This is a genomic window from Ruminococcus sp. RTP21484sp1_RTP21277st1_D2_RTP21277_210401, assembly GCF_040924225.1.
GTDB lineage: Bacteria > Bacillota > Clostridia > Lachnospirales > Lachnospiraceae > Blautia_A > Blautia_A faecis.
Window position 1 is genome coordinate 1 of record NZ_JBCOMJ010000050.1, and the last position, 25,114, is coordinate 25,114.

At 39.3% G+C, this 25,114-nt stretch carries 25 protein-coding genes, 1 pseudogene and 1 riboswitch; of the genes and pseudogenes, 5 read left to right on the forward strand and 21 right to left on the reverse strand.

Features of this window, described 5'->3' with window-relative positions; genetic code table 11:
* Nucleotides 1-538: 538 nt before the first annotated feature.
* The 5 genes from AB5706_RS22020 to AB5706_RS22040 form a co-directional block, all read right to left on the reverse strand.
* Nucleotides 539-679, reverse strand: coding sequence for a hypothetical protein (locus AB5706_RS22020; protein ID WP_173717377.1), 141 nt, complete (start codon nt 677-679; stop codon nt 539-541).
* A gap of 621 nt (nt 680-1,300) precedes the next feature.
* A complete protein-coding gene (locus AB5706_RS22025; RefSeq protein WP_173717389.1) occupies nt 1,301-2,029 on the reverse strand; it encodes a site-specific integrase in 729 nt (242 codons plus the stop codon).
* A 201-nt stretch (nt 2,030-2,230) separates the two neighbouring features.
* Nucleotides 2,231-2,461, reverse strand: coding sequence for an IS66 family insertion sequence element accessory protein TnpA (gene tnpA, locus AB5706_RS22030; protein ID WP_330382810.1), 231 nt, complete (start codon nt 2,459-2,461; stop codon nt 2,231-2,233).
* A 310-nt stretch (nt 2,462-2,771) separates the two neighbouring features.
* Entirely contained in the window at nt 2,772-2,903 is a 132-nt protein-coding gene (locus AB5706_RS22035) for a hypothetical protein (RefSeq protein WP_255610632.1), read from the reverse strand.
* A 39-nt stretch (nt 2,904-2,942) separates the two neighbouring features.
* Nucleotides 2,943-6,008: a glycoside hydrolase family 2 TIM barrel-domain containing protein gene (locus tag AB5706_RS22040; RefSeq protein ID WP_173772796.1), complete on the reverse strand. Its 3,066-nt coding sequence runs from the start codon at nt 6,006-6,008 to the stop codon at nt 2,943-2,945.
* 218 nt (nt 6,009-6,226) lie between these two features.
* Here AB5706_RS22040 and AB5706_RS22045 point away from each other — a divergent pair, with 218 nt between their 5' ends.
* Nucleotides 6,227-7,117 carry a helix-turn-helix domain-containing protein gene (locus tag AB5706_RS22045; RefSeq protein WP_148463279.1) on the forward strand — a complete coding sequence of 297 codons (891 nt, stop codon included), beginning with the start codon at nt 6,227-6,229 and terminating at the stop codon, nt 7,115-7,117.
* A gap of 69 nt (nt 7,118-7,186) precedes the next feature.
* Here the strand turns inward: AB5706_RS22045 and AB5706_RS22050 are convergent, their stop codons facing one another.
* On the reverse strand, nt 7,187-7,336 hold the full coding sequence (locus tag AB5706_RS22050; RefSeq protein ID WP_319017832.1) for a DUF6783 domain-containing protein: 150 nt from the start codon (nt 7,334-7,336) through the stop codon (nt 7,187-7,189).
* Between AB5706_RS22050 and AB5706_RS22055 the strand changes: the two are divergent.
* Nucleotides 7,274-7,507: pseudogene (locus AB5706_RS22055) on the forward strand (DUF6783 domain-containing protein); the annotation flags it as partial. The gene AB5706_RS22050 and the pseudogene AB5706_RS22055 sit on opposite strands and share 63 nt — an antisense overlap.
* Here AB5706_RS22055 and AB5706_RS22060 read toward each other — a convergent pair.
* The 3 genes from AB5706_RS22060 to galE all read right to left on the reverse strand — a co-directional run bounded on the left by AB5706_RS22060 (nt 7,395) and on the right by galE (nt 11,519).
* Nucleotides 7,395-8,828 (reverse strand): alpha-L-fucosidase, encoded by a 1,434-nt coding sequence (locus AB5706_RS22060; protein WP_173772795.1) that lies wholly within the window; start codon nt 8,826-8,828, stop codon nt 7,395-7,397. The pseudogene AB5706_RS22055 and the gene AB5706_RS22060 overlap by 113 nt on opposite strands.
* A gap of 60 nt (nt 8,829-8,888) precedes the next feature.
* Complete coding sequence (locus AB5706_RS22065) at nt 8,889-10,259, reverse strand: MFS transporter (RefSeq protein ID WP_173772794.1); 1,371 nt, start codon at nt 10,257-10,259, stop codon at nt 8,889-8,891.
* 243 nt (nt 10,260-10,502) lie between these two features.
* Nucleotides 10,503-11,519 carry a UDP-glucose 4-epimerase GalE gene (galE, locus tag AB5706_RS22070; RefSeq protein WP_173772793.1) on the reverse strand — a complete coding sequence of 339 codons (1,017 nt, stop codon included), beginning with the start codon at nt 11,517-11,519 and terminating at the stop codon, nt 10,503-10,505.
* Between the two features lie 194 nt (nt 11,520-11,713).
* Nucleotides 11,714-11,811, forward strand: a riboswitch (THF riboswitch).
* Nucleotides 11,812-11,882: 71 nt separating this feature from the next.
* Here galE and AB5706_RS22075 point away from each other — a divergent pair.
* On the forward strand, nt 11,883-12,449 hold the full coding sequence (locus AB5706_RS22075; protein WP_118583984.1) for a folate family ECF transporter S component: 567 nt from the start codon (nt 11,883-11,885) through the stop codon (nt 12,447-12,449).
* Nucleotides 12,450-12,601: 152 nt separating this feature from the next.
* On the opposite strand, the gene AB5706_RS22080 is transcribed toward AB5706_RS22075, so the two are convergent.
* From AB5706_RS22080 to AB5706_RS22125, 11 genes are all read right to left on the reverse strand, one after another.
* Nucleotides 12,602-12,757 carry a helix-turn-helix transcriptional regulator gene (locus AB5706_RS22080; protein WP_173719500.1) on the reverse strand — a complete coding sequence of 52 codons (156 nt, stop codon included), beginning with the start codon at nt 12,755-12,757 and terminating at the stop codon, nt 12,602-12,604.
* A gap of 155 nt (nt 12,758-12,912) precedes the next feature.
* Nucleotides 12,913-14,298 (reverse strand): DUF4179 domain-containing protein, encoded by a 1,386-nt coding sequence (locus AB5706_RS22085; RefSeq protein ID WP_368366319.1) that lies wholly within the window; start codon nt 14,296-14,298, stop codon nt 12,913-12,915.
* Nucleotides 14,295-14,852, reverse strand: coding sequence for an RNA polymerase sigma factor (locus AB5706_RS22090; protein ID WP_173772790.1), 558 nt, complete (start codon nt 14,850-14,852; stop codon nt 14,295-14,297). Before AB5706_RS22090 ends, AB5706_RS22085 begins: the two co-directional genes overlap by 4 nt.
* A 346-nt stretch (nt 14,853-15,198) precedes the next feature.
* The gene (locus AB5706_RS22095) at nt 15,199-15,933 is read right to left on the reverse strand and encodes a hypothetical protein (protein WP_330602739.1); all 735 of its coding nucleotides are present in this window, start codon (nt 15,931-15,933) and stop codon (nt 15,199-15,201) included.
* On the reverse strand, nt 15,884-16,237 hold the full coding sequence (locus tag AB5706_RS23270) for a hypothetical protein (protein ID WP_330602738.1): 354 nt from the start codon (nt 16,235-16,237) through the stop codon (nt 15,884-15,886). Before AB5706_RS23270 ends, AB5706_RS22095 begins: the two co-directional genes overlap by 50 nt.
* Nucleotides 16,238-16,255: 18 nt before the next feature.
* The gene (locus AB5706_RS22100) at nt 16,256-17,080 is read right to left on the reverse strand and encodes an AraC family transcriptional regulator (protein WP_173772789.1); all 825 of its coding nucleotides are present in this window, start codon (nt 17,078-17,080) and stop codon (nt 16,256-16,258) included.
* A gap of 410 nt (nt 17,081-17,490) precedes the next feature.
* Nucleotides 17,491-17,826: a hypothetical protein gene (locus AB5706_RS22105; RefSeq protein WP_173717381.1), complete on the reverse strand. Its 336-nt coding sequence runs from the start codon at nt 17,824-17,826 to the stop codon at nt 17,491-17,493.
* Nucleotides 17,790-19,673, reverse strand: a complete 1,884-nt coding sequence (gene asnB, locus AB5706_RS22110) for an asparagine synthase (glutamine-hydrolyzing) (protein WP_173772788.1) — start codon at nt 19,671-19,673, stop codon at nt 17,790-17,792. The genes AB5706_RS22105 and asnB overlap by 37 nt, the downstream gene beginning before the upstream one ends.
* A 231-nt stretch (nt 19,674-19,904) precedes the next feature.
* Nucleotides 19,905-21,653, reverse strand: coding sequence for a M56 family metallopeptidase (locus AB5706_RS22115; protein WP_173717379.1), 1,749 nt, complete (start codon nt 21,651-21,653; stop codon nt 19,905-19,907).
* Nucleotides 21,654-21,659: 6 nt separating this feature from the next.
* Nucleotides 21,660-22,049, reverse strand: a complete 390-nt coding sequence (locus AB5706_RS22120; protein WP_148463261.1) for a BlaI/MecI/CopY family transcriptional regulator — start codon at nt 22,047-22,049, stop codon at nt 21,660-21,662.
* Between the two features lie 134 nt (nt 22,050-22,183).
* A complete protein-coding gene (locus tag AB5706_RS22125; RefSeq protein WP_173717378.1) occupies nt 22,184-23,074 on the reverse strand; it encodes a hypothetical protein in 891 nt (296 codons plus the stop codon).
* A gap of 178 nt (nt 23,075-23,252) precedes the next feature.
* Here AB5706_RS22125 and AB5706_RS22130 point away from each other — a divergent pair, with 178 nt between their 5' ends.
* Both AB5706_RS22130 and AB5706_RS22135 read left to right on the forward strand, forming a co-directional pair.
* Entirely contained in the window at nt 23,253-23,546 is a 294-nt protein-coding gene (locus AB5706_RS22130) for an autorepressor SdpR family transcription factor (protein ID WP_195993142.1), read from the forward strand.
* 181 nt (nt 23,547-23,727) lie between these two features.
* Nucleotides 23,728-24,555: an SdpI family protein gene (locus tag AB5706_RS22135; RefSeq protein ID WP_227199180.1), complete on the forward strand. Its 828-nt coding sequence runs from the start codon at nt 23,728-23,730 to the stop codon at nt 24,553-24,555.
* Between the two features lie 92 nt (nt 24,556-24,647).
* Here AB5706_RS22135 and AB5706_RS22140 read toward each other — a convergent pair whose 3' ends face one another.
* On the reverse strand, nt 24,648-24,959 hold the full coding sequence (locus AB5706_RS22140; RefSeq protein ID WP_330602973.1) for a LysR family transcriptional regulator substrate-binding protein: 312 nt from the start codon (nt 24,957-24,959) through the stop codon (nt 24,648-24,650).
* Nucleotides 24,960-25,114: the final 155 nt, after the last annotated feature.

A 25,114-nucleotide genomic window follows, 5' to 3' on the forward strand; every position in this document is an offset into this window, starting at 1 on the left:
TCATGAGTGTAAAATTCTTAATAATGCCTTTGTATTTTTCGTAGCGTGACTCTAAATCACTGTTCAATAGGGTGTTTTCATCAGCCATTTACAGCAATCACCTCCTGGCATTTTCGATTGATGAATGTGAAAGTACTTTTATCTGATTCTATCTTAACATTAATGGAATTCCTTTACAAGATACTTTTTATGATGAGTGAACAGGTGCAATAGAAAATACCAGCAATAGCCGTCTGGAAAGCGAACTGCAACCATAAGAAGTATTATTAGATAACTGACAGATTGCATAAAAACCTGTTTTTTACAAAAATATCAAATTTTGTCATATAAAAGGGCATGATCCGAAAGTATGAAACAGAAAATTGATTGCAAAAGGTGGTCAAAAATGGCCTTTTGTCAAAGGCTTATTTTGTGTTATTGAATCCCTTTTAAGCTTAAATAACACGAACTAACACAAAATAATACAGATAAAAAGGTAGGAAATAACGGCAAATAGCACTAAGTGATTTTAAAAGGGAGTAGGTAAAAAAATCGTGTCTTAGACATCCGGGAAGCAAAATGCGACCCGGGTGGTCACCTCTTTTTTATCCTTCATTATGGAGTTGACTTCACCGCCAATGTAGCGGGCTGCTTTGTCAACACTAAGTAATATTTCGTCACTAAGTGCTAATTTTCTCATAGTTTTCCTTTCGTATTTTTGTATATATCTTACAATAAAGACGGCAGAGTTTGCAAAACATAGATTGCTGCCATAGAATATCTGTCTGATTTAGAGCTTGTTGATAATCTGTAAAAACAAGCCCTATTTTTTAGCTCATTATGGGGCTAAAAAGTGGGTTTGGTCACTTTTTTAGTGAGAAACAGCTTCCTTATTTAGAAAATTGCAAAACTATTTCCCATATAATGATAGTAATGACCGTTAACAGTATCTTTTATTATATAACAGGAGGTAAGGGAAGCGCAAGCTTTGTTTGCAAAATCGGCTTGAATATAGAATCATGTTGGAAATATTATAGAAAAAGAGTTTTTTTTTATATTGCGATAGGATCAGAAGCCAACCTTGGTCACTTAATATGGAAGAAATTCAAGTGTTTTTAGCTCGGGCATACAATTATAAAGCAGTTTGGTCACAAAAATAGGGAAAGCCCTATTGAAAAACAGAGATTTTTTTGCCTGACATGGAAAGAAAAACAGTTTTGGTCACTCGATTTGTGTGTTGTATCTGCCTGCATCGGGGACTGATGACCTTTGCTGGTAATAAAATACGGCATAGCCGGGTAAGCTGACTATGCCAATATTTTCAAAAGTATGTTGTTCCTGTAAGATTCATAAGATCGTGCTTATCAATGGGAATCTCGCAGGCACCAAAGTTCATGGAAGTCTCATACCCTAAAAAATCTTCTAATTCGTCTATCTCTATGTCTGTTAAACGTATCTTTAGAAAGCTTCTCCATGGAAATGCAGGAAAAGAGCATTTGGACAGGATACGTTCATAAGGTTTCTTGATAAAATTCTCCTGCTGTTGTCTCCCACTCTGGCTCCAGATCAGATATCGGAATGGATTAAATTTCGCATCCTGTTCTTGTAGTGCATTTAGACGCTTTTCCTGATTTTTGATCTCGTTCATTATAATATCTGGCAGGTATACCGTTTTGGTATTTTCCATGGACAGTACGATGTTGGAACGGGGACCGTTGTAGTCTTTGTGAGTCCTCGGCAGATCAAGGCAATGATTATCAAGGTCGATATCATCAAAATGAATACGGACAATCTCTGCAATCTGCAGGCCGGCAGTGGCGGACAGGAGCATGGGAAGATAAAGCGTTGGGGCATTCCATTTGGAAATCTTCAGTAGCTGCAAAAGCTGCTGGAAAGAATAAGCTTCGGAAGTATCGTAAGAAACACTATCGTCCCAAATTCTCAGCCCACGGGATCTTATGGCATTGGCAGCAGCCGTACCATTGTCCTGTCCTGCACAGTATAATTCCATGGCATTCCGAAAGAAACTGGATACTGCATCACACAACATAGAATATTCTTCCATCGGAAAGTTTTGGGTATCAGGGATCTCGGTCTCTTTCAGGATCTTTATCAGTTCGTCTGTGGTTACATCATTTATGCGTTTATCGCCCAGGACGGGAATAATGTATTTTTTGTTTGGTGATATTTTGTCTGCACGGTCTTTCCGATATCATGAATCGGTGCCAAATGAGATACTGACACAATTTCTTCATCTGTAATCCTGTTTATGGGATGTAAGGTCAAGAGAGCTGTCTTTGGGGGCTGGATCCGGTATCTGACAGGTTTTTTTGCGGAGACGGGTAACTGCATTGTAAAAACAGCTGGGAGATATCCCATGCTCATTACACCATGCAGCATCTGTCAGGCCACTTTGTCTGCATTCGGTTATCAGTTCCATCAATTCGTCCAGGGAACGCCCTGGAGCACGTTTCTTACTCATAATGAAACCTCCAAATGTAGTAAATTTCTATCTCCTATCAAGCGGAGTGTAGTAAAAATCTATTTACTATCATTATGAGTTTAAAAACGTAGACAGTAAAGCTACCCAAGATCTAAGCGCTTACGGATATCGTGCTCAGATGAGCCGGAATTTGCACTCCAATTCATACTCTGTTGTTACAGAATTTTTTATGGATAAATTTTTACAGCAACTATCTGGTCAATATTTTATATGCAGCATACTTTTTTAGTTTGTAATACACAAATCCCCGGCATCTGTCATAATGATCGAATGCCAGGGATTATTAAAGTCAGCCTTTTACAGCACCCACCATAATTCCTTTTGAGAAATACTTCTGCATGAATGGATATAGCGCGAAGATTGGCAGAGAAGCAAGTACAGTAATAGTCATTCGGATTCCCTTCTGGGAAATGGCTGCCATAGCCTGCTCCGTTTAAGCTGGCAGCTTCTTTATTCTGTATTATTTAATTATCATTTTAATTTCAAAATTGAACTGTTCTGCATCAAGGCGGTACTGTTCTGACAACTCAGGCCCGCAACTGTTAGAACCAATTCCGTTTTGGACATAATCCAGGCACACGACCGTACTTCCACAAGGCTGTAATTCATAGCTATGTCTTTTTGCTGTCAGTTCCTCTTGAGTATATGGTGATACGTTAAAGGAAAATGTCCTTTCTCCTGCTGCTGCAAAAGTATTTTCCTTTCCTTTTAAGATAAGGTAGTCACAGTCGGTATGACTTCCATTTTCCTGTGGACGCAGGTAATCTTCATGCATTTCAAGTACATTAGCATCATATTTTCCATGACTGCCGGCTCTTCTCTTATCTACGTAACTTTCCTCAGGTCCTATTCCGTAATATTCTACGTTGTCAAAATCTCTGTTAAGGAATAAACGGATTCCAAATCTCGGAAGCATTGGAAATTCCAAATCCCTCTTTACATCCATTTTTACCTGGATTGCGCCATCCGAAGTAATAATCCATTCTGACTTCACATCAAGAATTTTTTGTACGGTAGGTGCAGAAACACTTAACGTTCCTAAGATGTGTAGTTTCACATTTTTGGTAATGCAGGAAGTTTCATATGCTCTTGCATAGCTCTGGTCATAATGAGCATTCATCCATTCTAATTTGATTTTCCGGTCGTTGTCAGTTGGTGCTCTCCAGATATTTAATTCCATAGGACGAGTCAGAAGTTCTTTTCCCTTTACAGTAATGCTTTCAAATAATCCTGTCAGTCGGTTGAAGCGATAAGTATTTTCCTGCCCTACATGAATTGTAAAGTATCTGTCACACTCTTCCACAGTAAAAATATTATCAGTATTCATTTCAGCAAGAAGTTCAATGGCTTTCTGATTTCTTCCATCTATGTTCTTTAAAAGGATTTCATCAAATCCAAGAGACTCATCCGAATGTAAAATCTGAGTATTAGTTTTCAAACAATAAGATACTTTTAGGTGACATTTTCCACTATCTGGTATTGAAACAGGAAGTTTGATTGTTTTTTCTTCATGAGCTGGTATACTTTCATCTAATTCAATTTGTCCTACACAGTCAACTTCTCCGTCAACGCTCACCTCATATATAAGATAAATATAATCTTTAAGATCAACATAATTCATATAGTTATGAAGAACCATATCTCCAGTTTCCTGATCATAGTGAAGAACCCTTGCCGGTCTATATATATTTTTGTATTCTTTTAACCCAGTATGTGGTGTTCTGTCAGGATAAACCAGTCCATCCATACAGAAGTTTCCATCGTGAATTTCTTCGCCATGATCTCCTCCATAATAATAGATTCCCTTGCCATTTTCAGCCTGGCCTTTGTAAATAGCATGATCACACCACTCCCATACGAAACCTCCACAAAGACTGTCGTACTTCTGGATCAATTCAAAGTAATCCTCCAGGTCTCCAGGTCCATTTCCCATGGCGTGGCAATATTCTACCAGAAGAAGAGGCTTATCCGGATTCTTTTCCATGTATTCATCAATCTCAGAAAAAGCTGGGTACATTCTTCCAACTACATCAATATTAGAATAGTCATACTCACGGTCTGTACTCTGATAGAATGCACTCTCATAAGTCGTAAGACGGGTTGGGTCAAATTCCTTGGTCCATTTTAGGGATTCCTCAAAGGTACATCCATATCCACATTCATTACCCATAGACCACATTACAATACATGGGCGGTTTTTTTCTCTTTCCACACAAAGTCTGGTACGATCCATGGTTGCCGGAATGAAATCCGGGTTATTTGCAATTCTTTTATTCCACTGCTCAACTACATTTTCCCACTCTGAATTTTTCAAGTACTGTGTCTGGGTTCCATGGCTCTCATTATCAGCTTCTGCGGTCACAAATAAGCCATACTCATCACAAAGCTGATAGAAATAAGGAGAATTCGGGTAATGGCTGCTTCGGACTGCATTAAAGTTGTGCTGTTTCATCATGATCAGATCTTTTTTTATCTGCTCCATATTTACTGCGGAACCGGTTATCGGATCGGAGTCATGACGGTTTACACCTTTAAATTTTGCTTTTACACCATTAATATAGATTACGCTTCCCTCACAGTGGATTTCACGGATACCGATACGGTCTATGATCACCTCATTCTCGGAAAGGAAAAGCACCTGATACAGATATGGCTGTTCCGGATTCCAGAGTACAGGGTTTGTGATATCTAATACCGCTTTGTAAGCAAAATTTTCATCGTCACATTTCTTAAATGTACCTGTAGCCACCGTATTTCCCTCATGATTCCGGATTACAATTTTAGTATTTTCTGCTGCATTGCTCTCCCCAAGAAAATTCGCACGAATTTCAATTTCTGCACCATTTTCCCCTATAGATGTAGTGGTAAAATAATCATACAGTACACTTTCTGGTCGCTTTAACAGATATACATCACGGAAAATTCCTGTCATACGGAATTTGTCCTGGTCTTCTAAATAAGTTCCATCACACCATTTCAGGACAAGTACCGCTAAAGTGTTTGTTCCTTCTTTCAGATGATCGGTCACGTCAAATTCACTGGTTGCATGAGCCACCTGGCTGTAGCCTACATAGACACCATTGATCCATACATAGAAGCAGGAATCTACACCCTCAAAATTCAAGTATGCTTTTGGTGCTTTGGAATCTTTCTTATATTCAAACTGGTGTACGTACGCTCCGCAAGGATTCTCCTGTGGTACATATGGCGGATCAAGCGGAATTGGGTAACGGACATTGGTATACTGATGGCTGTCATAGCCATAGTTCTGCCAGATTCCCGGAACTGGAATTTCGTCGAAGCCCTTAGTGTCATAACCTGCTTCGTAAAATTTTTCCTGAAGATCATAAATGCTCTTATAAAACTGGAATTTCCAGTTTCCATTTAAAAGCTCCATACGGTCAGATTTCTCTCTGTCATGTACAAGAGATCCCATATCCTTTGATGCAGGCATGTAGTATGCTCGATGGGGCATGGTGTTTTCATGTAACACATTCAGATTTTCGTAGTGTTTTGGTACGATCATATTTGCTCCTCCAATATTATATATTTTTCTGTTTTAACATCTGATATGATTATACCTGTTTTTTAAAAAAATTACATAAACTCTGTTCGACAAAACATGCACAAAATGATATAATTTAACAAGTAAAGACACAAAAATATACACTTTTTTATTAATTTTGAAATATGTACAATCTGTTCCGATAAAAATCGTGCATATTTACAAGGAGGTAATTTATATTGTACACAAACTCCGCTTACTGGCACCAGACACGCTTGGATTTTAAAGATAAAAAACATCCTATTTTTATAGGGAGCTGCGGTACTTACCGTCTGTACACAATAAAGAAGCTGCCAACGCACCGGCCGCGAGGTCGGCTTGATTACCAGCTTCTTTACGTTGCTTCTGGAAAAGCACATTTCTATTTTGATGGAAAAGAGGAAATTGTTTCTGCTGGAAACATGGTTTTGTACCGTCCAAAAGAAGAACAGCGCTACTACTATTATGGTGCCGACCACCCGGAAGTGTACTGGGTTCATTTTACTGGGAATAACGTCAAAAATATCCTCCGCAAATACGGCATTGCAGATGGCGTTCATGTGATTTATTCCGGAGTCTCCATGGAATACAAGCATCTGTACATGAACATGATTGAAGAACTGCAGCTGCGGAAAGAAGACTATGAAGAGCTTCTTGTGTATTACTTTATGCAGCTTTTAATCCTTCTTCACCGCCAGATTCTTGTAAAACCTCACAAGAAGAATCCAATGATCATGGATGACATGGCGCAGGCAGTTGATTATTTCCGAATGCATTACAATAAACAGATTAATATTGAAAAATATGCAGCTTCGAAAAATATTAGTGTTAGCTGGTTTATCCAGAACTTCAAACAATATACGAATACAACACCCGCCCAGTACATACAGAACCTGCGTCTTTCAAATGCGAAATCTCTGTTGGAAACCACAAACTACAATGTTACAGAAATTTCCAATCTGGTTGGATATGAAAATCCATTATATTTCAGCCGCTTTTTCCGGAAACAGTTTGGCGCTTCGCCGTCACAGTTTCGGAAACAACTGCGGCAAAATGAAGAGAATCAGATGACTGAACCAGAAAAGAAATGATCTGTATACGAAAGCCCAGGTTCAAAAACTGCCTGGGCTTTTAATTGATTTATTTTTATTACTAATATTCTACATACGCTCTCCCCTAGAGCGTGTTTGAAAAATCATTCCCGCAATCTGCACGCCCCACTTTGCGGTATATTTTGCCCGAATTCGGTTGCCGTAGCCCGCTACGGCGCCCTCATCCGGACAAAATCTCCCACAAATTGTGACGCACATCTTGCAGAAAGCCTTTTTCAAACACGCTCTAGTCATATGTACTTCTTATTCTTCTATTTTAATATACTCCCACAAATGCCATCGCAGGTGCAACTCTGGAATCTTCAATTACGATTGCCAGACTATCTGTATGGATTCCCTTCAAATCGACGATTCTCTTATATCCGATAGTTGTTCCTTCATAGCATTTTTTTATGCTGCCGTTTTCTTCATAGCAGACATTAAATGCCTCAACTCTCTGGCTAAGGGGAATTGCTTCTTTCAGAACAAGATAATGTAGTTTTTTTCTTTCAATCCATTTGATCTTGATAACCAGTTTATTGGTTCCAGCCTCATTCAGGAAATAAGTTTCATAATCATCGGTTCTAAGAACTTCTGGGGACATCTCCCGACAGTCAAGTGGTGGAATGGTTGTAATACCAGCTTCTTCCACTAAATTATTGGAAAAGCTTTCTTTGATAAAGTCACCTAACTGCTTCAGGTTCTGAATATCCGTTGGATGGATCTTTCCGTTTTTCATCGGAGGGATGTTTAACAGAAGTGTAGTATTTCCACCAACTGATTTTAAGTAAATATCCTTCAGATTCTCAAAAGAACGTACTTTATCATCCTCTTCTTCGTGATAGAACCAGCCCGGTCTGATGGAGACATCTGTCTCAGCCGGATACCAGGCAAGTCGTTCTTCCTTCGCAAGACGTTCCCTGCTTCCCAGATCAGACTGTGTTTCATCCAATGGTCTTTCACGGAACTCTTCATTATCCTCCTGCTGGCTTAACTCTGAAGTCAGAGCCGGATCTTTCATATCTGCTGCTACCACGCTCCATTCACTTGGGCGTACCTCACCAGCTTCATTTCCACACCAACGGATATCAGGACCAGAAATAGAGATCACAGCATTTGGCTGCAGCTTGCGAACTACCTGGTAGTATCTTTGCCAGTCATATTTCTGTACCTTTCCGTTTGCGCCTTCCCCACAGGCACCATCCAACCATACTACAAAAATATCACCATACTCTGTCAGAAGCTCTGTAAGCTGATTCACATAATAGTCATCATACTCTTTTCCTTTTCCATAGAATTCATTGTTTCTGTCCCAAGGAGAAAGATAAACACCAAACTTCAGGCCATATTCTCTGCAAGCCTCCATTGTTTCTCTTACAATATCACCCTTTCCATTTTTATATGGAGAGTTTTTGATACTGTGTTCGGTGTATTTTGATGGCCATAGGCAGAATCCGTCGTGATGTTTGCAGGTAAGGATCAGTCCCTTCATACCGCCCTCTGCGGCTGTTTTCGCCCACTGTTTTGCATCCAGCTCTGTCGGATTAAAAATAGATTCCGGCTCTGTTCCATCGCCCCATTCTCTTCCGGTAAAGGTATTTACTGTAAAATGAATGAAACAGAAAAATTCCATGCTTTCATATGCAATCTGTCTTGCGGTCGGTACTGCTTCAATTAATCTTTTGTCTTCTTTTAAGCCGCTATAGTTCATAATCATCCTCTAGACATTTTTATTGTTACATCCCATTGCTATATTTCGTTATTTTAATGCTTATTTTGTTTTCAGCATTTTACTGTTCTTTAATTCTTCATTTGCCTTTTCTACATTCATCTGTGACATAATAAAAGTAATGATTACACAAATCACAACTGGAATCCACAGATACATAGTATGAAGCATGCTAAGGCAGGAATCCGGCTGTACAGCAAGTGAACTGTTAAAGTGGCTGAATTCCAGAAGCCAGCCTGTAATCGCAGTTCCAAGTCCTCCTCCAAGTTTCACACCAAGGGAAGTACAGGAATACATGGTTCCGTCTACACGTTTATGCTTTGTCAGATAAGTATACTCTGAACAGTTAGCAATCACCGCATTCATATCACCCTGCCATGGTCCCATACCAAATGCAGCAACGGCTGTAAAGGCAATCATAAGCGGTACGCTTCCCATATAAGCAGCAACTACTACAAGGGCACGTCCAATGGTTCCAATGGTATATCCAACCAGATTCAGCTTATATAACCCTTTCCATTTTGCTACTAAAGATGGTGTAATAACCAGTGCAATGATTAACGGGATATTGATTGCCCAGGAAAATACCGGGAACAGATCCTCGTTTTTCAATACATACATCATGTAATAAATACCCATACTGAGCATTGCGGAATAAATCTGCTGCAGAATGTAGGTTACGCAGATCATAATATAAAATCTGTTGGAAAATAACAGTTTTGCAGCTTCAATAAGGCTATATTTTTCATCTACTGCGCTTGATGCATCTTCGTTTAAGACTTCTTCTGGAAGCTCTTTTACAGATAATGCAGAAACTGTATTTATAATAAGTCCAATGATGGCATAAATGATTGCTACAATTCTCCATCCAGCAGCTCCCCCTCCCATAATCTCAACAAACTTGATAGTAACAGACTGGATCAAAAGACTGGTAGAAAATGCAAAGATAAAACGGTAAGATCCCATTTCTACACGTTCTTTGCTGTTTTTGGTAATCAGAGCTGTAAGAGCTGAATATGCAATGTTATTTGCTGTATAGAACACTGCATTTAACAGGGAATATGCAATAAAGAACCATGCATACTGCGCTGTCTGTCCAAGACTTTCCGGAATTGCAAATACACCGATCAAAGTAACTGCACAGCCGATATAACCATACAGCATCCAGGGTTTTGCTTTTCCCATTTTTGTTTTTGTCTTATCAATCATAGAGCCGAAGAAAATATCGGTCACTCCATCAAACAGTTTTGATACTGCAATCAATGTTCCTACAATACCCGGGTTCAATCCAACAGTATTGGTCAGATAGAGCATTACGAAGGTGGAAAGGAATGCATATACCACATTTCCAGCCACATCTCCGGAACCGTATCCGACTTTGTTGTACCATTTCAAATATCTTTTTTCTTCCATGTTTTCCTTCTCTTTCTCCTGTTTTTTCAGGTTTATTTTCGTACTTCCTTAATCCGAATATAATTATATCTTTATCTTTCCCAAAATTACATAAACAACATTTAACAAAACATGCACAAAATTGTAGAATTTAAAAAAATAGAACATTTTAGGATAAAAATGCGTTCATTTATAACATAAGGTCAATTATTCAAAAAAATAAGAGGGCTGCATCTTACAGCTCTCTTATTTTAAATATACATCCTATTCTTCATATCCCTGCGGATTATTAGACTGCCATCTCCAGGAATCTTCACACATCTCACGGATACCGTTTTCTGCTTTCCAGCCAAGCTCTTTTTCTGCCTTAGATGCATCACAATAACAAGTTGCAATATCTCCGGCTCGGCGAGGTTTGATCACATATGGAATTTTCACACCAGTTGCAGCTTCAAAATTCTTTACAATATCAAGAACACTATAGCCCTTTCCGGTTCCCAGATTGTAAATCGCAAGCCCAGGATTTTCCCCGATTTTCTTAAGCGCTTTTACATGCCCCTTTGCCAGATCCACAACATGAATATAGTCTCTTACACCAGTTCCATCCGGAGTATCATAATCATTTCCAAATACACCAAGTTCCTTCAGCTTACCAACTGCTACCTGTGTAATATATGGCATAAGGTTATTGGGAATGCCATTTGGGTTCTCTCCAATTGTTCCACTCTTATGTGCGCCAATTGGATTAAAGTAACGAAGAAGCATAACATTCCATTCTGGATCTGCTTTCTGGATATCGGTAAGCACCTGTTCCAGCATGGATTTTGTCCAGCCATACGGATTCGTACACTGTCCCTTTGGGCATTCTTCTGTAATCGGAATCTGTGCCGGATCTCCATATACAGTTGCTGAGGAAGAGAAAATAATATTTTTCACATTATTTTTTCTCATTACATCAACCAGGGTTAAAGTGCCTGCTATGTTATTTTCATAATACTCCCAGGGCTTAACCACAGATTCTCCAACTGCCTTCAAACCTGCAAAATGGATGCAGGACTCAATAGTTTCCTTGTCAAAAATATCATTTAAAGCATCTCTGTCCAGAATATCTGCCTTATAAAACTTCACTGGTTTTCCTGTGATTTTTGATACTCTGTCCAGTGCTTTTTCACTTGCATTGCTTAAATTGTCCAGTACCACAACATCATATCCTGCATTCTGAAGCTCCACTACCGTGTGGCTTCCAATATAACCAGCACCACCTGTAACTAAAATTGCCATAATGATTCCTCCTGAACGGTTTTTTCTTTTATTATAGTCTGATTTTTGTAAAAACATATGGACAAAGTTTTAGAAAATATGGAGAAAATGCCACGATTTCTTGTCTGTTTTCTTAATTGCAAAAACTTATATTTTTATATATTTTTTTCTTGCTTTTTCCAATAATCTGTTATATACTGCCCCATGTAAAGTAATGCAGAGTAAATTCATGAGCGTAAAGTGCCTTCCGGATGGAGAGTTGCCGGAGGACGAAAAGAGAAATCTTGCGGTTCGTGGATTGCTTCTCGCTGCAACAGAAGATAAATATGAATCCATAAATTATCTCCTATTGTGAGCGAAAAAAGAAAAGGAGGTAATTTTTTTATGGAGAAAACAAAGAACATGTTTCTCACCTCAGCCAAAGAGCTGAAAACCACTTCTACCCTGGCAGTCTGTGCAATGCTTGCTGCCCTGGCACTGATTTTAAATTCAGTTGCTTCTATCAATATCGGTCCCTATGTAAAAATTGGATTTTCCGGTATCCCGAACCAGATTGCTGATTATCTGTTTGGACCCATTACCGGATGTCTGTTTGCCGGTGTGCTGGATATTGTGAAATTCTTTATCCGCCCGGATGGTCCATTTTTCTTTGGGTTCACCTTTAACGCAATGCTCGCGGCATTTATTTATGGATGTTTTTACTACAAACATAAGCTCACTTTCCGTCGCGTGCTGATTGCAAAACTGGTTGTCGTTCTGATTGTAAATGTTCTGTTAAATACCTTATGGCTGGACATGCTTTACGGAAAAGGATTCCTTGCAATCCTCCCAATGCGTACTGTAAAGAACCTGATCATGTGGCCAATTGATTCCTTTATCTTCTTTACCATCACAAGATTGATTGAGCAGACAGGAATTTTTAATCTTTTTAGAAAACCGGCTGCCAACTGATTACATATATTTGAAAATATAAAAACTTTGCGATATCAAATAAAAAACGCGAATATTCCAGTACTAAATAAGCCACTGATATTCGCGTTTCTTATTATCCTAACCACTTAAAAGAAGGATAGTATCTTACAACAGCTTTCCCCACAATCTGGTCAAATCGCACGAATTTGTTTTTCCATGAACGTGAATCTCTTTTCATTCTCCCAATTAGACACAGTCTGTCTGGTAACATGAAATATTTTTCCAAATTCCTCCTGAGTCAGCGCCTTTTCTTTTCGTATTTTTAATATCTGCGTTCCAATGTTCATATTTGCTCTGCTCCTGTTCTTCCAATCGGTTTTGCTTCTCACTTGGATTATATAAAAAATTCTGCCTAATGAAAAGCAATTTACCTTTTACAGTGGAAAAAACAGGTATGCAAAGCTTCTTTGACATGGTATTTTTTAAGAAGATTCACGTTTCTCTACTTAATCTGAATCCTTATTTTTTCACTGACAGGTGTCCAGTCAGATTCTGCAGTGATTTCACCTGTAGTTCCATCATATGCGCTTTCTTCGGTTCCATAATCTTCATCCGTTTTATCTGCTGCGTCGGTATTTTCTTTCTGGTCTGTATCGTCTTGAAGCCTTACTTCTGTGGGAGCTGCTGCCCCTCCGATAATTTGAGTTTCAATCGGCTCCTCTGCATCTGACGGATTTTCTCCCTCCAAAGTATCCTCTGGAACTTCTTCCATTTCTTCTGTAGTCTCACCAATTTCTACAAAATCGTCATCAACCCAGACAGTGTCTGCGGCAGCCATGTAAGGTTCTCTGGTATAAAGCTGTAATTCCAGATAATCGCTGTCAATATCCGGGAGCAAAAGAACCGGGCCGTCAGAATCCAGCTGATACATACCCCAGAAACTGGTTTTAAAACTCCATTGAGACTTACCATCTGCCGAATTACTGCGCAGTTCATACTGTACCTGATTTCCTTTACTGTCTGTCCCCATAAGCATCATCTCATTACCATTATACAGCTTTTCCTCAAGTTCTTCCGGAATTTCTGCCTTAATTATACTTTGCAGTTTATTCATGGAAAAGTCTGTTAATTTCACGGTTCCTTCTTCTGTTTTAATAGAAATATCTTCTAGCTTTTTATGAACTGTCTGTTTCATAAGCTCCGCATGAGGAATAGAAAAATCAAACTCAAATTCTGCAAAATAATCTTCGCCAAGATTTTCATTTTGATAAGCACCAAGTACCAAATGTACTTCCGGATTTTCTCCCAAATCCTCATCAAGGGAAAAGCGGGATTCCAGAACAGCATCATAGACATTTTCATCCAGTCCGGTATTTAGTAAATCCTCATCCGAATACGGCAGATAGTGTCCGCTTTCGTATTCTTCAATTTTCTGTCCATTTATTGTAGTTTTCTGATAATCAATGTCAAGCTGTGTATTGGCAAAGGTCCAGGCATCCTGGACATCATCCGTGCCCTTTTGCCCGGAAGATGTTTTTTCTGCATGCACCTTTGTTAACAGAACCCCATTATCCAGAACAACTTCTTTTAATGTTACAGTAATTCCCGTGTCTTCCTTAGAGGTATTCAACACTTCCGTATAAGATTCAATGCTTTTTGGGAAACCAAGGGTTTCTCCTATGGACAATGTAATATTTTTTATTGCAGCCTGGATATGTGGATTAGAAAAGATAACAGAACCCAAGGTGACGATCACACAGGCAGCTGCTACTATGCTCCACTTTTTTGGTCTCCGGTTTTCCTTTTTTTCACTCCATTCCCGCTCTGCTTCCTCTATATATTTCGGATCAATATTACCAAATTCTTTTGAAAAATCAAACTTTTTCATATGCGTCCTCCTTCTTTTTCCAACAGTTTCAACAGCTTTTTCCGGTTTCTGTATAAATTCATTTTCACGCTTCCCGCTGACATATGATGCTTTTGGGATATTGCAGAAACAGGATCTAAAAACCAGTATCTTCGTACAAAAATATTTCTGTCCTTTGGAGACATTTCTTCCAAAAAACGATTTATGGTTTCCATCAGTTCTTTTTCCGCCAGCTGTTCTTCCACGGTATAAGTTACATTTAGCTGATCCATTTCCTCTATAACATCTGCCATATGAACATCCGGGCGCTTGCCTGCAAACTTTTTTCTTAAACGGTCAATACTAAGATTTCTTGTAATCCGACCGCAAAAGTGTGCCAATACAGGAGGATGCGTAGGAGGAATCTGTGACCATACTGAAAACCAGGTATCATTCAGACATTCCTCGGCATCTTCTCTATTCGCCAATAAATTCCAGGCAATCTTGTAGCAATAGGGATGATACTTAGTACTCAATTCTATAATTCCATTCTCATCTCTTTTCAAAAACAGGTTTATAATTTCATCATCATTCATTTACAGGTTGTCCTCCGGGTTTCTTTAAGCTAAAAGTCACTGTCCATAATCTGACCAGCAACAGATAAGGCGCCTTTTTGAATAAAAAAATTTCCATTCATATTATATATCGTAAAAAATAGTGGATGGTAACAAAAAAATTTAATTTTTTTCAGTTGAGATCCAAACTACAGTTTTGGTTTTCAGAAGATTACCTTTTAGGGGTAAAAATAATGAAAAGCAGCCGATATTCTCATTTTATATATCATGAGATACCGGCTGCAACTGCTGTTATAAAATATTTTCTTGTTCTGTAGTTTTGTACTTCATACTACAGCATTCATTATAATCACGGTCAAAACACGTCCTATAAACTGTCCACAAAACGCATAAAAGCTTCTCTTCCTTTTGGTGTGCATTTATAAACTCCGGCATCTTCCAGCACATGTACAAACACCAGTCCTACTTCTTTTTGAAGAATTGCATGAATGTTCTCTGCATTAATATCCGGATATTTTTCCAGCAATTCTTTCACCCAATCCTCATGCTTTGCTATTTTTTCATTTGAAGAAATATCTTTTCCAGATAAAATGTATTCCTCTAAAAGCTCCAGCTCTTCTTTTAATCTGGCCGGAAGAACTGCAAGCCCCATTACCTCGATCAGTCCGATATTTTCCTTTTTAATATGATGGTACTGTGCATGTGGATGATATACACCAAGTGGATGTTCTTTCGTCGTAATATTATTGCGAAGTGTCAGATCCAGCTCGTATACATCTTCCACTTTACGGGCAATTGGGGTTATGGTATTATGTGGCTCTCCGTCCGTATTGGCAAATACAAAGGCTGCTTCATCTGTATAGCCTCTCCATGCCTGCAGCACATGTGTTGCAAGGTCAATCAACCGTTCTGGATTTTTATGACGGATACGGAGCACTGATAACGGCCACTTTACAATTCCCGCTTCCACATCCTCAAATCCAGGAATGGTCACATGCTTTTCAATCGGTGCCTTAGCCATTGCGAAGGTATAATGTCCTCCCTGGAAATGGTCATGGCTTAAAATAGAACCGCCTACAAGCTGCTTTTGGATTCTCCCCATATTTTTTCCAGAACGTTGTCTGTACTTCTGCAGGTCGTGGCATGAGGCAATTCATCAGTCTGGTATCAAACAGGTCTTTATAGACAACACTGTCTTCAATCAATCCCCGATCAATTGCCTCTTTTAACAGTTCATCCAGAACCTTCTCAAGTTCAATGTTCTGAAATTCCTGTTCCGGTGCAGTGTAATCATCCTCGTAAAATACATCCAGCAGAAGATTTGTTGTGTAATTTCTCTCACATTCTGGTATCAGTTCCGTCTCGACTCCATACTGTACCAGTTTTGCAATACTCTCACTCAGCATATTTTTATCCTCTCTTTTCTATATGATTTCATTTTGCAGAACAAACTTTTCTCTGTACAGATTCCGGTATTCTCTTGGTGTCATTTTGTAGCGTTCCCTGAAAACCCGGTTAAAAGTCCGCTGACTTTCAAATCCTGCATCCATGGAAATGTCCGTAATGCTTTTGTCAGTACACTCTAAATGAACACAGACATAGTTTAATCTCTGTTCATTTAAATATTGGTTAAAATTTCTATGAAAAGTTCCGGAAAAGACACGCGAAAGTGTAAATTTACTTACTCCCATATCTCTTGCCATCTTTTCCAGGGACATTTCTTCTTTAAAATGTTTTGCAATATAGGAGACCGTCTGATAAATGATATCATTGCTCTCCACACTGCTCTTTTCCTGTAAGTTAAATACCGGGATACTTCTGGCCAAAAGGATCTGCACATAAGCCTGTTCTACAACAAGGTTAGGATTTTGCTCCTTTTTATCGAGCTTCAGGCACCGAATTGCATTTACAATATCCCGGTGGACCTGCGGCTTTTTAATCACAGGATTTTTCGGACAGTATTTCTGCATAACAGAAGCAAATTGTCCGCAAAGTATGGGCTGCGCCCACAGATAGCATGCCTTATTATTCTCTCCTGAAAAGACCTGGCAGTGATGGATCACTTCCGGAAAAAGGACTGCAAAATCACCTTCCTCCATGTGAAAGAGTTCCTGGCCCATTCCAAGCTCCAAGCATCCTTCTGTAAGATAGATGAATTCAACTGAATTGTGCAGATGAGGGGATTCATGTCTGGCAATGCGGGAATGTAAATGCAGGTTTTCTTTTTTCTCTTCATAAACCGGAAACATAATTTCTCTCCTCTGCAAATTTTGTCTGTTTTTTCTTTTCATTTGGCACGTAATCCGCTTTCAGGTGATCTATAATGCACTTGTAAGTTAAGAAAAGAGGTGAACGAAATGAAAAATTTAAAAGCTTATATCTTATATGTGATGAATTTCTACGCAAACTATTATAAAGTTTGCCGCTAATGCCAGAAGAGAATTCCGGTATTCGGCCGGATTTTCTTCTGCATAAACTATCACATCCGCTTTTTATTAGTATAACCAACTAATGAACCCCTGTACATGAACAGGATTCTTTAAAATATAGACAAAATGATACAAAAAAAGATATGCTGCAAAAAATGACTGTATTTCCTGCCTCATATCTTTCCTTAATCCAATGACAGACAGCCCGAAAATATCGGGCTGTCTGCTTTTTAGATGGTATCAATCAGATCACTTCCACTAATGATCTGGCTCCAGCGGTTTTCACGTTTGTCCGCATTTTTCTCAAAGTATGGAAGTCGCGTTTCTTCCAATTCCTCCAGGCATGGGATGCTTCCATCCAGATACTTTTTGATTCTCCGTATGGTACTGTTAAGTCTGGTAATCACAGCTCCAAGTTTAATCTGTTTCTCAGCTTCTTCTACAGGTACAAATTTATTTTTCTTAAATTCTTCCAGACACCTAATTAGTGCATTATTATGAATATAAAAAAGAATATATTGAAGTTTTATTATTGCAGCCTTGTAACCAACTCTCCCTTCGAACATGTAGCAAAAAATCTATCGTACCAGATAAGGAATGTTAAAACTGTCCAGATTTTACGACTGTTATCTGCCTTTTTATTTTTATGGTCCTTCAGAAGCTGAAGCAGTTCCTCTGTACGAAAAAATTCTTCTGCCGCTTTTGAGGTAAATAAATCCGTTACCATCTGATACCAGTCATCCTGCCGCAGCCACACACGGATTGGAATGGGAAAACCAAGTTTCTTACGTTCATCGGTTTCCTGTGGAAGAAATTTTGAAACAGCTTTACGGAAAATATATTTGGTTGTACCTGCTGCAATCTTAGTTTCTTTCGGAAGCTTTGCTGCAAAGTCAAAAACTTCTTTATCCAGAAATGGTACCCTGACTTCCAGGGAATGTGCCATACTCATTTTATCTGCTTTCTGCAAAATATCGCCAGGAAGCCAGTAGTTCAAATCTACAGACTGCATTTTTTCCATGTCTTGAAGTGATCCTCTGTTTTCTGCCTCAAGCTCTTCATAAAATGGTCTTAAATATTCCTGCGTGGAAGGTCCTGTTACTTTATTTTTCAAAATCTGCGCTTTCTCTTTTTCACGGTAGATATACGCATTTCCAATGAAACGTTCTTCCACTTTCATTCCCGCGCGGATAAGAAAATCCCGACCTTTCACATCTGGCAGCTTTGCGGCCAGTTTTCTAACAGCACGTCTAAGCCTGAATGGAATCCAGGCAACTTTCTTTAATGCTTCCGGTTCTCTGTAAATATTATATCCACCGAAAAGTTCATCTGCGCCTTCCCCGGAAAGGACTACCTTGACATGCCCTGCGGCCTCTTTGGAAAGAAAATAAAGTGCAACTGCAGAGGCATCCCCAAGGGGTTCATCCATATGATACATCACATCTGGAAGGGCATCCCAGAATTCCTGCTTGGATATGATTTTCACATGGTGTTTCAAACCTGCTTTTTCTGCCACTTTGGCAGCTTTGTTTACTTCACTATATCGATCTCCCTCATCAAATCCCACTGTAAATGCCTGATCTGCACCGGAGGAAGAAGCCAGATAACCGGAATCCACTCCACCTGATAAAAATGCGCCGACTTCCACATCACTTAACATATGATGCTTCACTGAATCCTTTAAAATCTCGGAAAGCTGGCTCCGCAGCTGCGCCATATTCGTCTTATGGTTCCACTGACCTGGTGTAAGCTTTGGTTTGAAATAAGTCTTTATTTCATAGCTTCCGTTTTTATATAAAAGCATATGTCCAGGCATCAGTTTATAAATTCCCTTAAAGAAGGTCTCTTCCAGAGGGGAATATTGAAATGACAAATACTGCTCCAGTGCCTTCTGATTTACTTTCCTTTCATAGCCTGGAAATGCAAGGATACTCTTAATTTCAGAAGCAAATACAAAGTGCCCATCTATTTCGGCATAGTACACAGGCTTAATTCCAAAGAAATCCCTTGCAAGCATCAAAGTCTGCTCTTTTTCATTCCATACTGCAAACCCAAACATTCCCCTGAGTTTATCCAGTGCCTTCTCCCCATACTGCTGAAGGGTATTTACCAGAACTTCCGTATCGGAATGGGTGCAAAAAGAAATGCCGAAAGTCTCAAGTTCTGCCCGCAGTTCTTTATAATCATAGATTTCTCCATTAAAAACAATATGCAGATTTCCATCCGCACTTTCCATAGGCTGCTGCCCATCTTCTAAATCAATAATACTAAGTCTTCGAAAGCCCAGCGTAATCTTCTCCCTGCAAAAGGAGCCCTCACTGTCCGGGCCTCTATGCTCAATGGCTTTCATCATCCTTTCAATTACTGTCTTCTGATCCTGTCTGTAACCTGTAAATCCACAGATCCCGCACATTTCTTCCTCCGTATCCATTTGATGTAGTTTAGACACTGCAACGACTTTTGTTACAGTCCAAAATTTTTTTCCGATATTTTATCATAAAAATATCTGTTTGTTGTAAAATAAAAATGTCTTTCTTATCAAATAATTATATTTCCAAATAGCTTTTATATCTCATATAACATTTTACAAGAAAAGAAACGTTTTCCAGTCTCTTATTTGCTTCCGGAAAACGTTTCTTTTCATTTACTCTTCATAAAGATTTCCGTTCTCATCGGTCCAGGTTCCGTCACCATTATCTGTGTATCCTACACCTTCTGAATCACAGTAATAATAATCTCCGTTTGTAGTCTCTTTTACATTAACGGTGCCGCTGCTGCCCTTGAGTTCATGCTTTTCCAGCTGTGTTCCGAAATTATAGTCTTCGTCATTCCAGGTACGATATGAATTTCCATTGGCATCTGCCCAGTTTCCATCTCCCTGATAACTGTATCGGCTCCCATAAGCATCAGAATAGGTCCCATCTCCGTTATCGTAAAGAACTCTGGATTCTTCATCTCCTCCACCCGGTGCTACAATTGATGCTACACCGGAAGCAGTAGTGAATCCACTGGTATATGGTACGCCTGCTGGCAGATTCTCATAAGATGAAACAGACTCGTTGTTGTCAGAGGTAATTCCATCATCGGTCGTTTCACTTACCTGTCCGCTGTTTTCCATGGCAGGTTCATCGTTTGTTTCCGCATCTGCTTTTTCCTCTTCGTCTACAGAATCCTCTGTATCTGCATTCTCTGTCACTCCTCCTTCGTCCTGTGTTTCAGCAGCTTTCTGCATAGTTACCATTTCAGAAAACGGTGCATAATCCGGTACATTATTTTTCTCTGGATCTGCATTTTTTTCAATACCAGACTTCTCCGTCTCTACTGAAACTGTATCTGTCCCGGCAGAGACATTAAATACCAGATTACCGCCTGCAAGCAGCAGCGTCACAAGAATTCCCGGAAGAATCCCTCTGCGGAGTTTCCGAATGTTCACCATATACAGAATCCGATCTTTAAACACCATTTCGCTGTCATTAAGACTTGCTGTCACATATGGAATCTGATTTTCCATGGCCACTGTCCTGAGAAGCAGCTGTCGATATAATTTATGTTCCTTTTTATTAACTCTGCGAACAACTGCTGTATCACACAGATTCTCAATATCCTTATCCGCTTCTTTCAGCATGATAAGAAGAAAGGGGTTGAACCAGTATATTGATGCACAGATTCGAAGGAGCATCTTATACCAGAGATCCCGATGGCAATAATGTGTGAGTTCATGGTAAAAAATAAGTTTTCTTTCTTCTGCTGAATACCCGGTTGCTGGTAGATACAATTTTGTATGTAAAAGTCCTGCAAGAAGCGGTGTGGTAAGACCTGCGTTTTGCCTGAGCTCCGGTATTCTGCGTACGTGCTTCTTTTGACACGCTGCACGGTACATCTGAATACTCACCGTATCACTTACCTGCAGACTCATCCGTTCCAGATTCCTTATAGAAAAATAATATGCCAGCAATTCTCCTGTCAGTTTAAGTACCGCTACGCTCGGCCAGACAACAACAAAAATCACAGCCACAATTCCCAGCCATTTATCTGATTCGTACCTGACAGTTCTCTTTTGTTCCGGAATTTCTGTCAGATTTTTCATGTCATTGCTCGCAGATGATACGGTTTCTGTTATCTTCTGACTTTCCTCTGGTCTGACTGCGTAATCCGTTATCTTCGGGTTTTGCGTATTCTGTTGACTGCTTCTAAGTACTTTGAAATCCACCAGTGCCAGATTCTCCGGAAGGCGCACCGGAACACAAAGGCTTATCGTAATCAACAGCCAGATAAAGTACTTCCATCTCGCTGATACACGTCCTTTAAACAGAGTCGCAAGCACTTTTACCAGTAAAATTACTATTGCTGCAATAATGTTCAGTTTCAGAATGTGCAGAATGAAAACCTCCATAATTAGCTATTCCTCCCTGTCCTCCAGGTTCTTAAGAAATTCACTGAGATCCTGGACTTCTTCTGAGCTGATCTTCTTTCCATGATAAAGTGAAGTTACAAACTTTTTTAGTGAATTCCCATAAAGTTTCTCAAGAACACTCTGGCTTTCATGTGCCTGATAATCTGACTGCGAAACCATGGGTGTATACAGATTCATTTTTCCCTGTTTCGTCACTTCCACGAAATTTTTGTTCTCCAATCTGGTCAGCAATGACAAAATTGTTGTTGATGCAAGCTTTTTCTTCATATTGATCACTTTCTCAATCTCCGGTCTGGTCATCGGCGGAGTATTATTCCAAAGAACGAGCATAATATCCAGCTCTGAGTCCGGAAGTCTCTGGTAAGTTTTTTTCACTTTTTCATACCTCCCCTGTTACATATTTTCTACAAATGTAGGAATGATTCTATTTTACCACGGTTCACGGAAATGGCAAGGGCTTTTGCACAATTTGCAAATGCCCTTGCCATTCCTGCAGCTACTGACCACTATCAGTCTATTTCTGTATAGCTGCTGCCATTTTCATCACTCCATGTCCCGTCTCCGTTGTCCGTAAATCCTGTACCATTTTCGTCCTGGAAATAATAATCACCATTTGTAGTTTCCGTAACCGTCACAGTATTACCGTTTGCATCCTGAAGGTCATGCTGTTCCAACGTATGTCCCAGATGATGAGTGTCATCATTCAGAGCTGAGTAGGTATTTCCATTTTCATCGGTATAAGTTTCATTCCCATTATCAGTATATTTCATTCCATCATCTCCACGGTATTCGCAAGAATAATCTTTGTGAAGAATGTAATTGATCTCAATTGTATTTCCATCACTGTCAACTAATGTCAGTGGTGAGGTGGAAATAATATCTGAACCATCACTGTTATCTGCGGAAGCATTCACTTCTGTATCGGAAGAATCTGAATCTCCCTTGCCTCCCGGATTGGAAGTATCGGTATCCTCCTGATCAGAATTCTCTGTTGAATCTTCATCTGCCTGTCTGGTAAGGGAGGGATTTCCTGGATAGGAAATATATTCTACGAATTTTCTGACATCACCGATATCATCTGCATCTTTTGCATATCCCACCGTCATATATAAACTGTTCCCCTCTGAATAAACTGTCTGATAGCAGGCTTCATACGTATCATTGCATTTTGCAATTGCTATATTGACATCATCAAGTGAATATTTGTAAATGTTTACATAATCACTTCCATTCGTGTAGCTGGCATAAGTACCTTCCGTATCTGCCTTTTCCCAGTCGGAATCTGCTGGCGGCTGTGTATAAAAGTCATTATTTTCTGCTGCCAGAACCGTTCCTGCTGAAAAAGTTCCCAATACCGCCGTAGTGATAAGTGTCATTAACTTTACTGTTCCTGTCTTCATAGTGCATTCTCCCTGTTTATTATTTTCTACTTTTGTAGAAGTTGTTTATATTCTACATCTGTAGAATATAAATGTCAACCATATTTTGAAGTAACTGGTTCTTGACACATAATATTCCTTGCATTATAATACGTTTAACAATTAAGTTAAATGTTAAATGAAGGGATGTGATGAATTATTGGGTATACAGGATACATTAAAAGCACTGGCTGATCCAACACGACGTGAGATTTTGAACTTATTGAAGAATGGGCGGCTTTCAGCTGGAGAAATATGCGAACATTTTTCAGTGACGGGAGCATCCATATCAAGACATCTGGCAATATTGAAGGAAGCTGATTTGATCCGAAACCAAAGAGAAGGAAAGTTTATTTATTATGAATTAAACACTTCCGTATTGGAAGATGTCATGTTGTGGATCACAGATTTGAAAGGAGCATCGAACGATGAAGGAAATGATAAAAAAATATAGAGGTTCATTAATTAGCTCTATACTGGTAATTCTTGCAGGAGTCCTGGTGGGTTTTACGAGTACACACGGTAAATGGATAAATGTATTTTTTGTAGTAACGCACTGTATATTTGTAGCAATCATATTTTATGATAACAGAAGCCGACAACAGAGTCCAAAAGTTATAGGAATGACTATATGGATGATACCTGTTATTACATTGCTCTATAATGGCATTGCCAGATTGGTAAATACCGGAGCAGGCATGGAGAACCTGTTCATGGCATTCATGTATTATGGAACAGGCTTACTATTCATGGTTATAGGAAATTATCTGCCAAAGGTAAAGCAGAATAATACGATAGGAATCCGGGTTATATGGACATTGCAGGATGAGGAAAACTGGAATGCAACTCATAGATTCAGTGGGAAACTATGGATGGCATCAGGTATTCTGTGTATGCTCTGTGGTCTTTTTGAGGAAAGTATGGCTGCTCTTGTTTTGTATATCGTAAGCATTATGGCAGCTGCAATCATCAGCATTCTCTATTCTTATCTCTTTTATAAGAAAAAGATAGCGACCGGAGAAAAATTAAAAATTCAGTATAACAAAAAAACAATTGGAGTATCCGGAATCATAGCCATTTTAACCATTATATTCGGTATATGGACGTTGTTTTTGGGAAGTATTGAGATTCGTTTCGAGGATAAAGATTTTACCATTGAGGCACAAGGCTGGAGCGATTATACAGTGGACTATGCGCAGATTGACAGTATCTCATATGAAGAAAATTCATCTCAGAACCGGAATGATTATAGAACCAACGGTTTAGGAAATCTTAGATATGCTATGGGAAATTTTAGAAATGATGTTTATGGAGATTATATCAGGTATACCCATTCATCCTGTCATTCATATGTAGTCATGAGTATAGATGGAAAAATATTGGTCGTAAATGGTGAAAATGATTCAGCGACAAAGGAAATCTATCATACAATTAGCGAAAAGGTGTCAAATGAATTAAAATAGTATCAGAAATGCTGGGAAAATGTTCCCGACTCATCAATTGACTTGTGTTTGGATAGGTGCCGCGTTTAATAAACCAAGTTCTTTCGCTTCTTTTATGTAATCAACAGAATTGTATTTTTTAATTCTCTTGCCGCAGCTCCCATAGGATGCTGGCTGTCATACACCAGGCAGATCTGGCGCTCCGGAATTTCATCTTTTAATGGGATCTGTACGATCTCTTTTTTCAAAAGGGAAGGTGCAGCCATCGGCTGGGGCAAAAAAGCAAGCCCGAGCTCGCATTTTACCAGAGGCAGGATCTGATCCGCAGTGGCAGCTTCCGTATCCGGGGAAAGATCCAGGCCATGAGATAAAAATACGCTGTTGTAAAATTTATAGGTCATAGTTTCCCGCCCAAGAGAAATCATCGGATAGTTCTTTACCTCCCGAAGGGAAAGTTCCTGGCTTCCGGTGTGGAATGGTTGTAAAGCTTCAGCCGGATTCCCGGATAAGTCATGTGAAAACTTTTTAATTTATCCAGCAGGAAAATATTGAGGGCAGTTTCACTGGCACCGATGGCTAC

Coding starts and splice junctions, on each gene's coding strand:
- AB5706_RS22115 (WP_173717379.1), bottom strand. CDS start 21,653: ATGGAGGTTTTCATTCTGCACATTCTGAAACTGAACATTATTGCAGCA.
- AB5706_RS22125 (WP_173717378.1), bottom strand. CDS start 23,074: ATGAAGACAGGAACAGTAAAGTTAATGACACTTATCACTACGGCGGTA.
- AB5706_RS22085 (WP_368366319.1), bottom strand. CDS start 14,298: ATGAAAAAGTTTGATTTTTCAAAAGAATTTGGTAATATTGATCCGAAA.
- AB5706_RS22060 (WP_173772795.1), bottom strand. CDS start 8,828: ATGAACTATAGCGGCTTAAAAGAAGACAAAAGATTAATTGAAGCAGTA.
- AB5706_RS22025 (WP_173717389.1), bottom strand. CDS start 2,029: ATGTTGTGTGATGCAGTATCCAGTTTCTTTCGGAATGCCATGGAATTA.
- galE (WP_173772793.1), bottom strand. CDS start 11,519: ATGGCAATTTTAGTTACAGGTGGTGCTGGTTATATTGGAAGCCACACG.
- AB5706_RS22140 (WP_330602973.1), bottom strand. CDS start 24,959: ATGATTTCTCTTGGGCGGGAAACTATGACCTATAAATTTTACAACAGC.
- AB5706_RS22095 (WP_330602739.1), bottom strand. CDS start 15,933: ATGGGGAGAATCCAAAAGCAGCTTGTAGGCGGTTCTATTTTAAGCCAT.
- AB5706_RS22040 (WP_173772796.1), bottom strand. CDS start 6,008: ATGATCGTACCAAAACACTACGAAAATCTGAATGTGTTACATGAAAAC.
- AB5706_RS22100 (WP_173772789.1), bottom strand. CDS start 17,080: ATGTTTCCGGTTTATGAAGAGAAAAAAGAAAACCTGCATTTACATTCC.
- AB5706_RS22020 (WP_173717377.1), bottom strand. CDS start 679: ATGAGAAAATTAGCACTTAGTGACGAAATATTACTTAGTGTTGACAAA.
- AB5706_RS22035 (WP_255610632.1), bottom strand. CDS start 2,903: ATGGCAGCCATTTCCCAGAAGGGAATCCGAATGACTATTACTGTACTT.
- AB5706_RS22080 (WP_173719500.1), bottom strand. CDS start 12,757: ATGAACATTGGAACGCAGATATTAAAAATACGAAAAGAAAAGGCGCTG.
- AB5706_RS22050 (WP_319017832.1), bottom strand. CDS start 7,336: ATGTGCGTCACAATTTGTGGGAGATTTTGTCCGGATGAGGGCGCCGTA.
- asnB (WP_173772788.1), bottom strand. CDS start 19,673: ATGTGCGGGATCTGTGGATTTACAGGTTACAGACAGGATCAGAAGACA.
- AB5706_RS22065 (WP_173772794.1), bottom strand. CDS start 10,259: ATGGAAGAAAAAAGATATTTGAAATGGTACAACAAAGTCGGATACGGT.
- AB5706_RS22105 (WP_173717381.1), bottom strand. CDS start 17,826: ATGTTCGAAGGGAGAGTTGGTTACAAGGCTGCAATAATAAAACTTCAA.
- AB5706_RS22135 (WP_227199180.1), top strand. CDS start 23,728: ATGATACCTGTTATTACATTGCTCTATAATGGCATTGCCAGATTGGTA.
- AB5706_RS22090 (WP_173772790.1), bottom strand. CDS start 14,852: ATGAATGATGATGAAATTATAAACCTGTTTTTGAAAAGAGATGAGAAT.
- AB5706_RS23270 (WP_330602738.1), bottom strand. CDS start 16,237: ATGCTGAGTGAGAGTATTGCAAAACTGGTACAGTATGGAGTCGAGACG.
- tnpA (WP_330382810.1), bottom strand. CDS start 2,461: ATGAGTAAGAAACGTGCTCCAGGGCGTTCCCTGGACGAATTGATGGAA.
- AB5706_RS22075 (WP_118583984.1), top strand. CDS start 11,883: ATGGAGAAAACAAAGAACATGTTTCTCACCTCAGCCAAAGAGCTGAAA.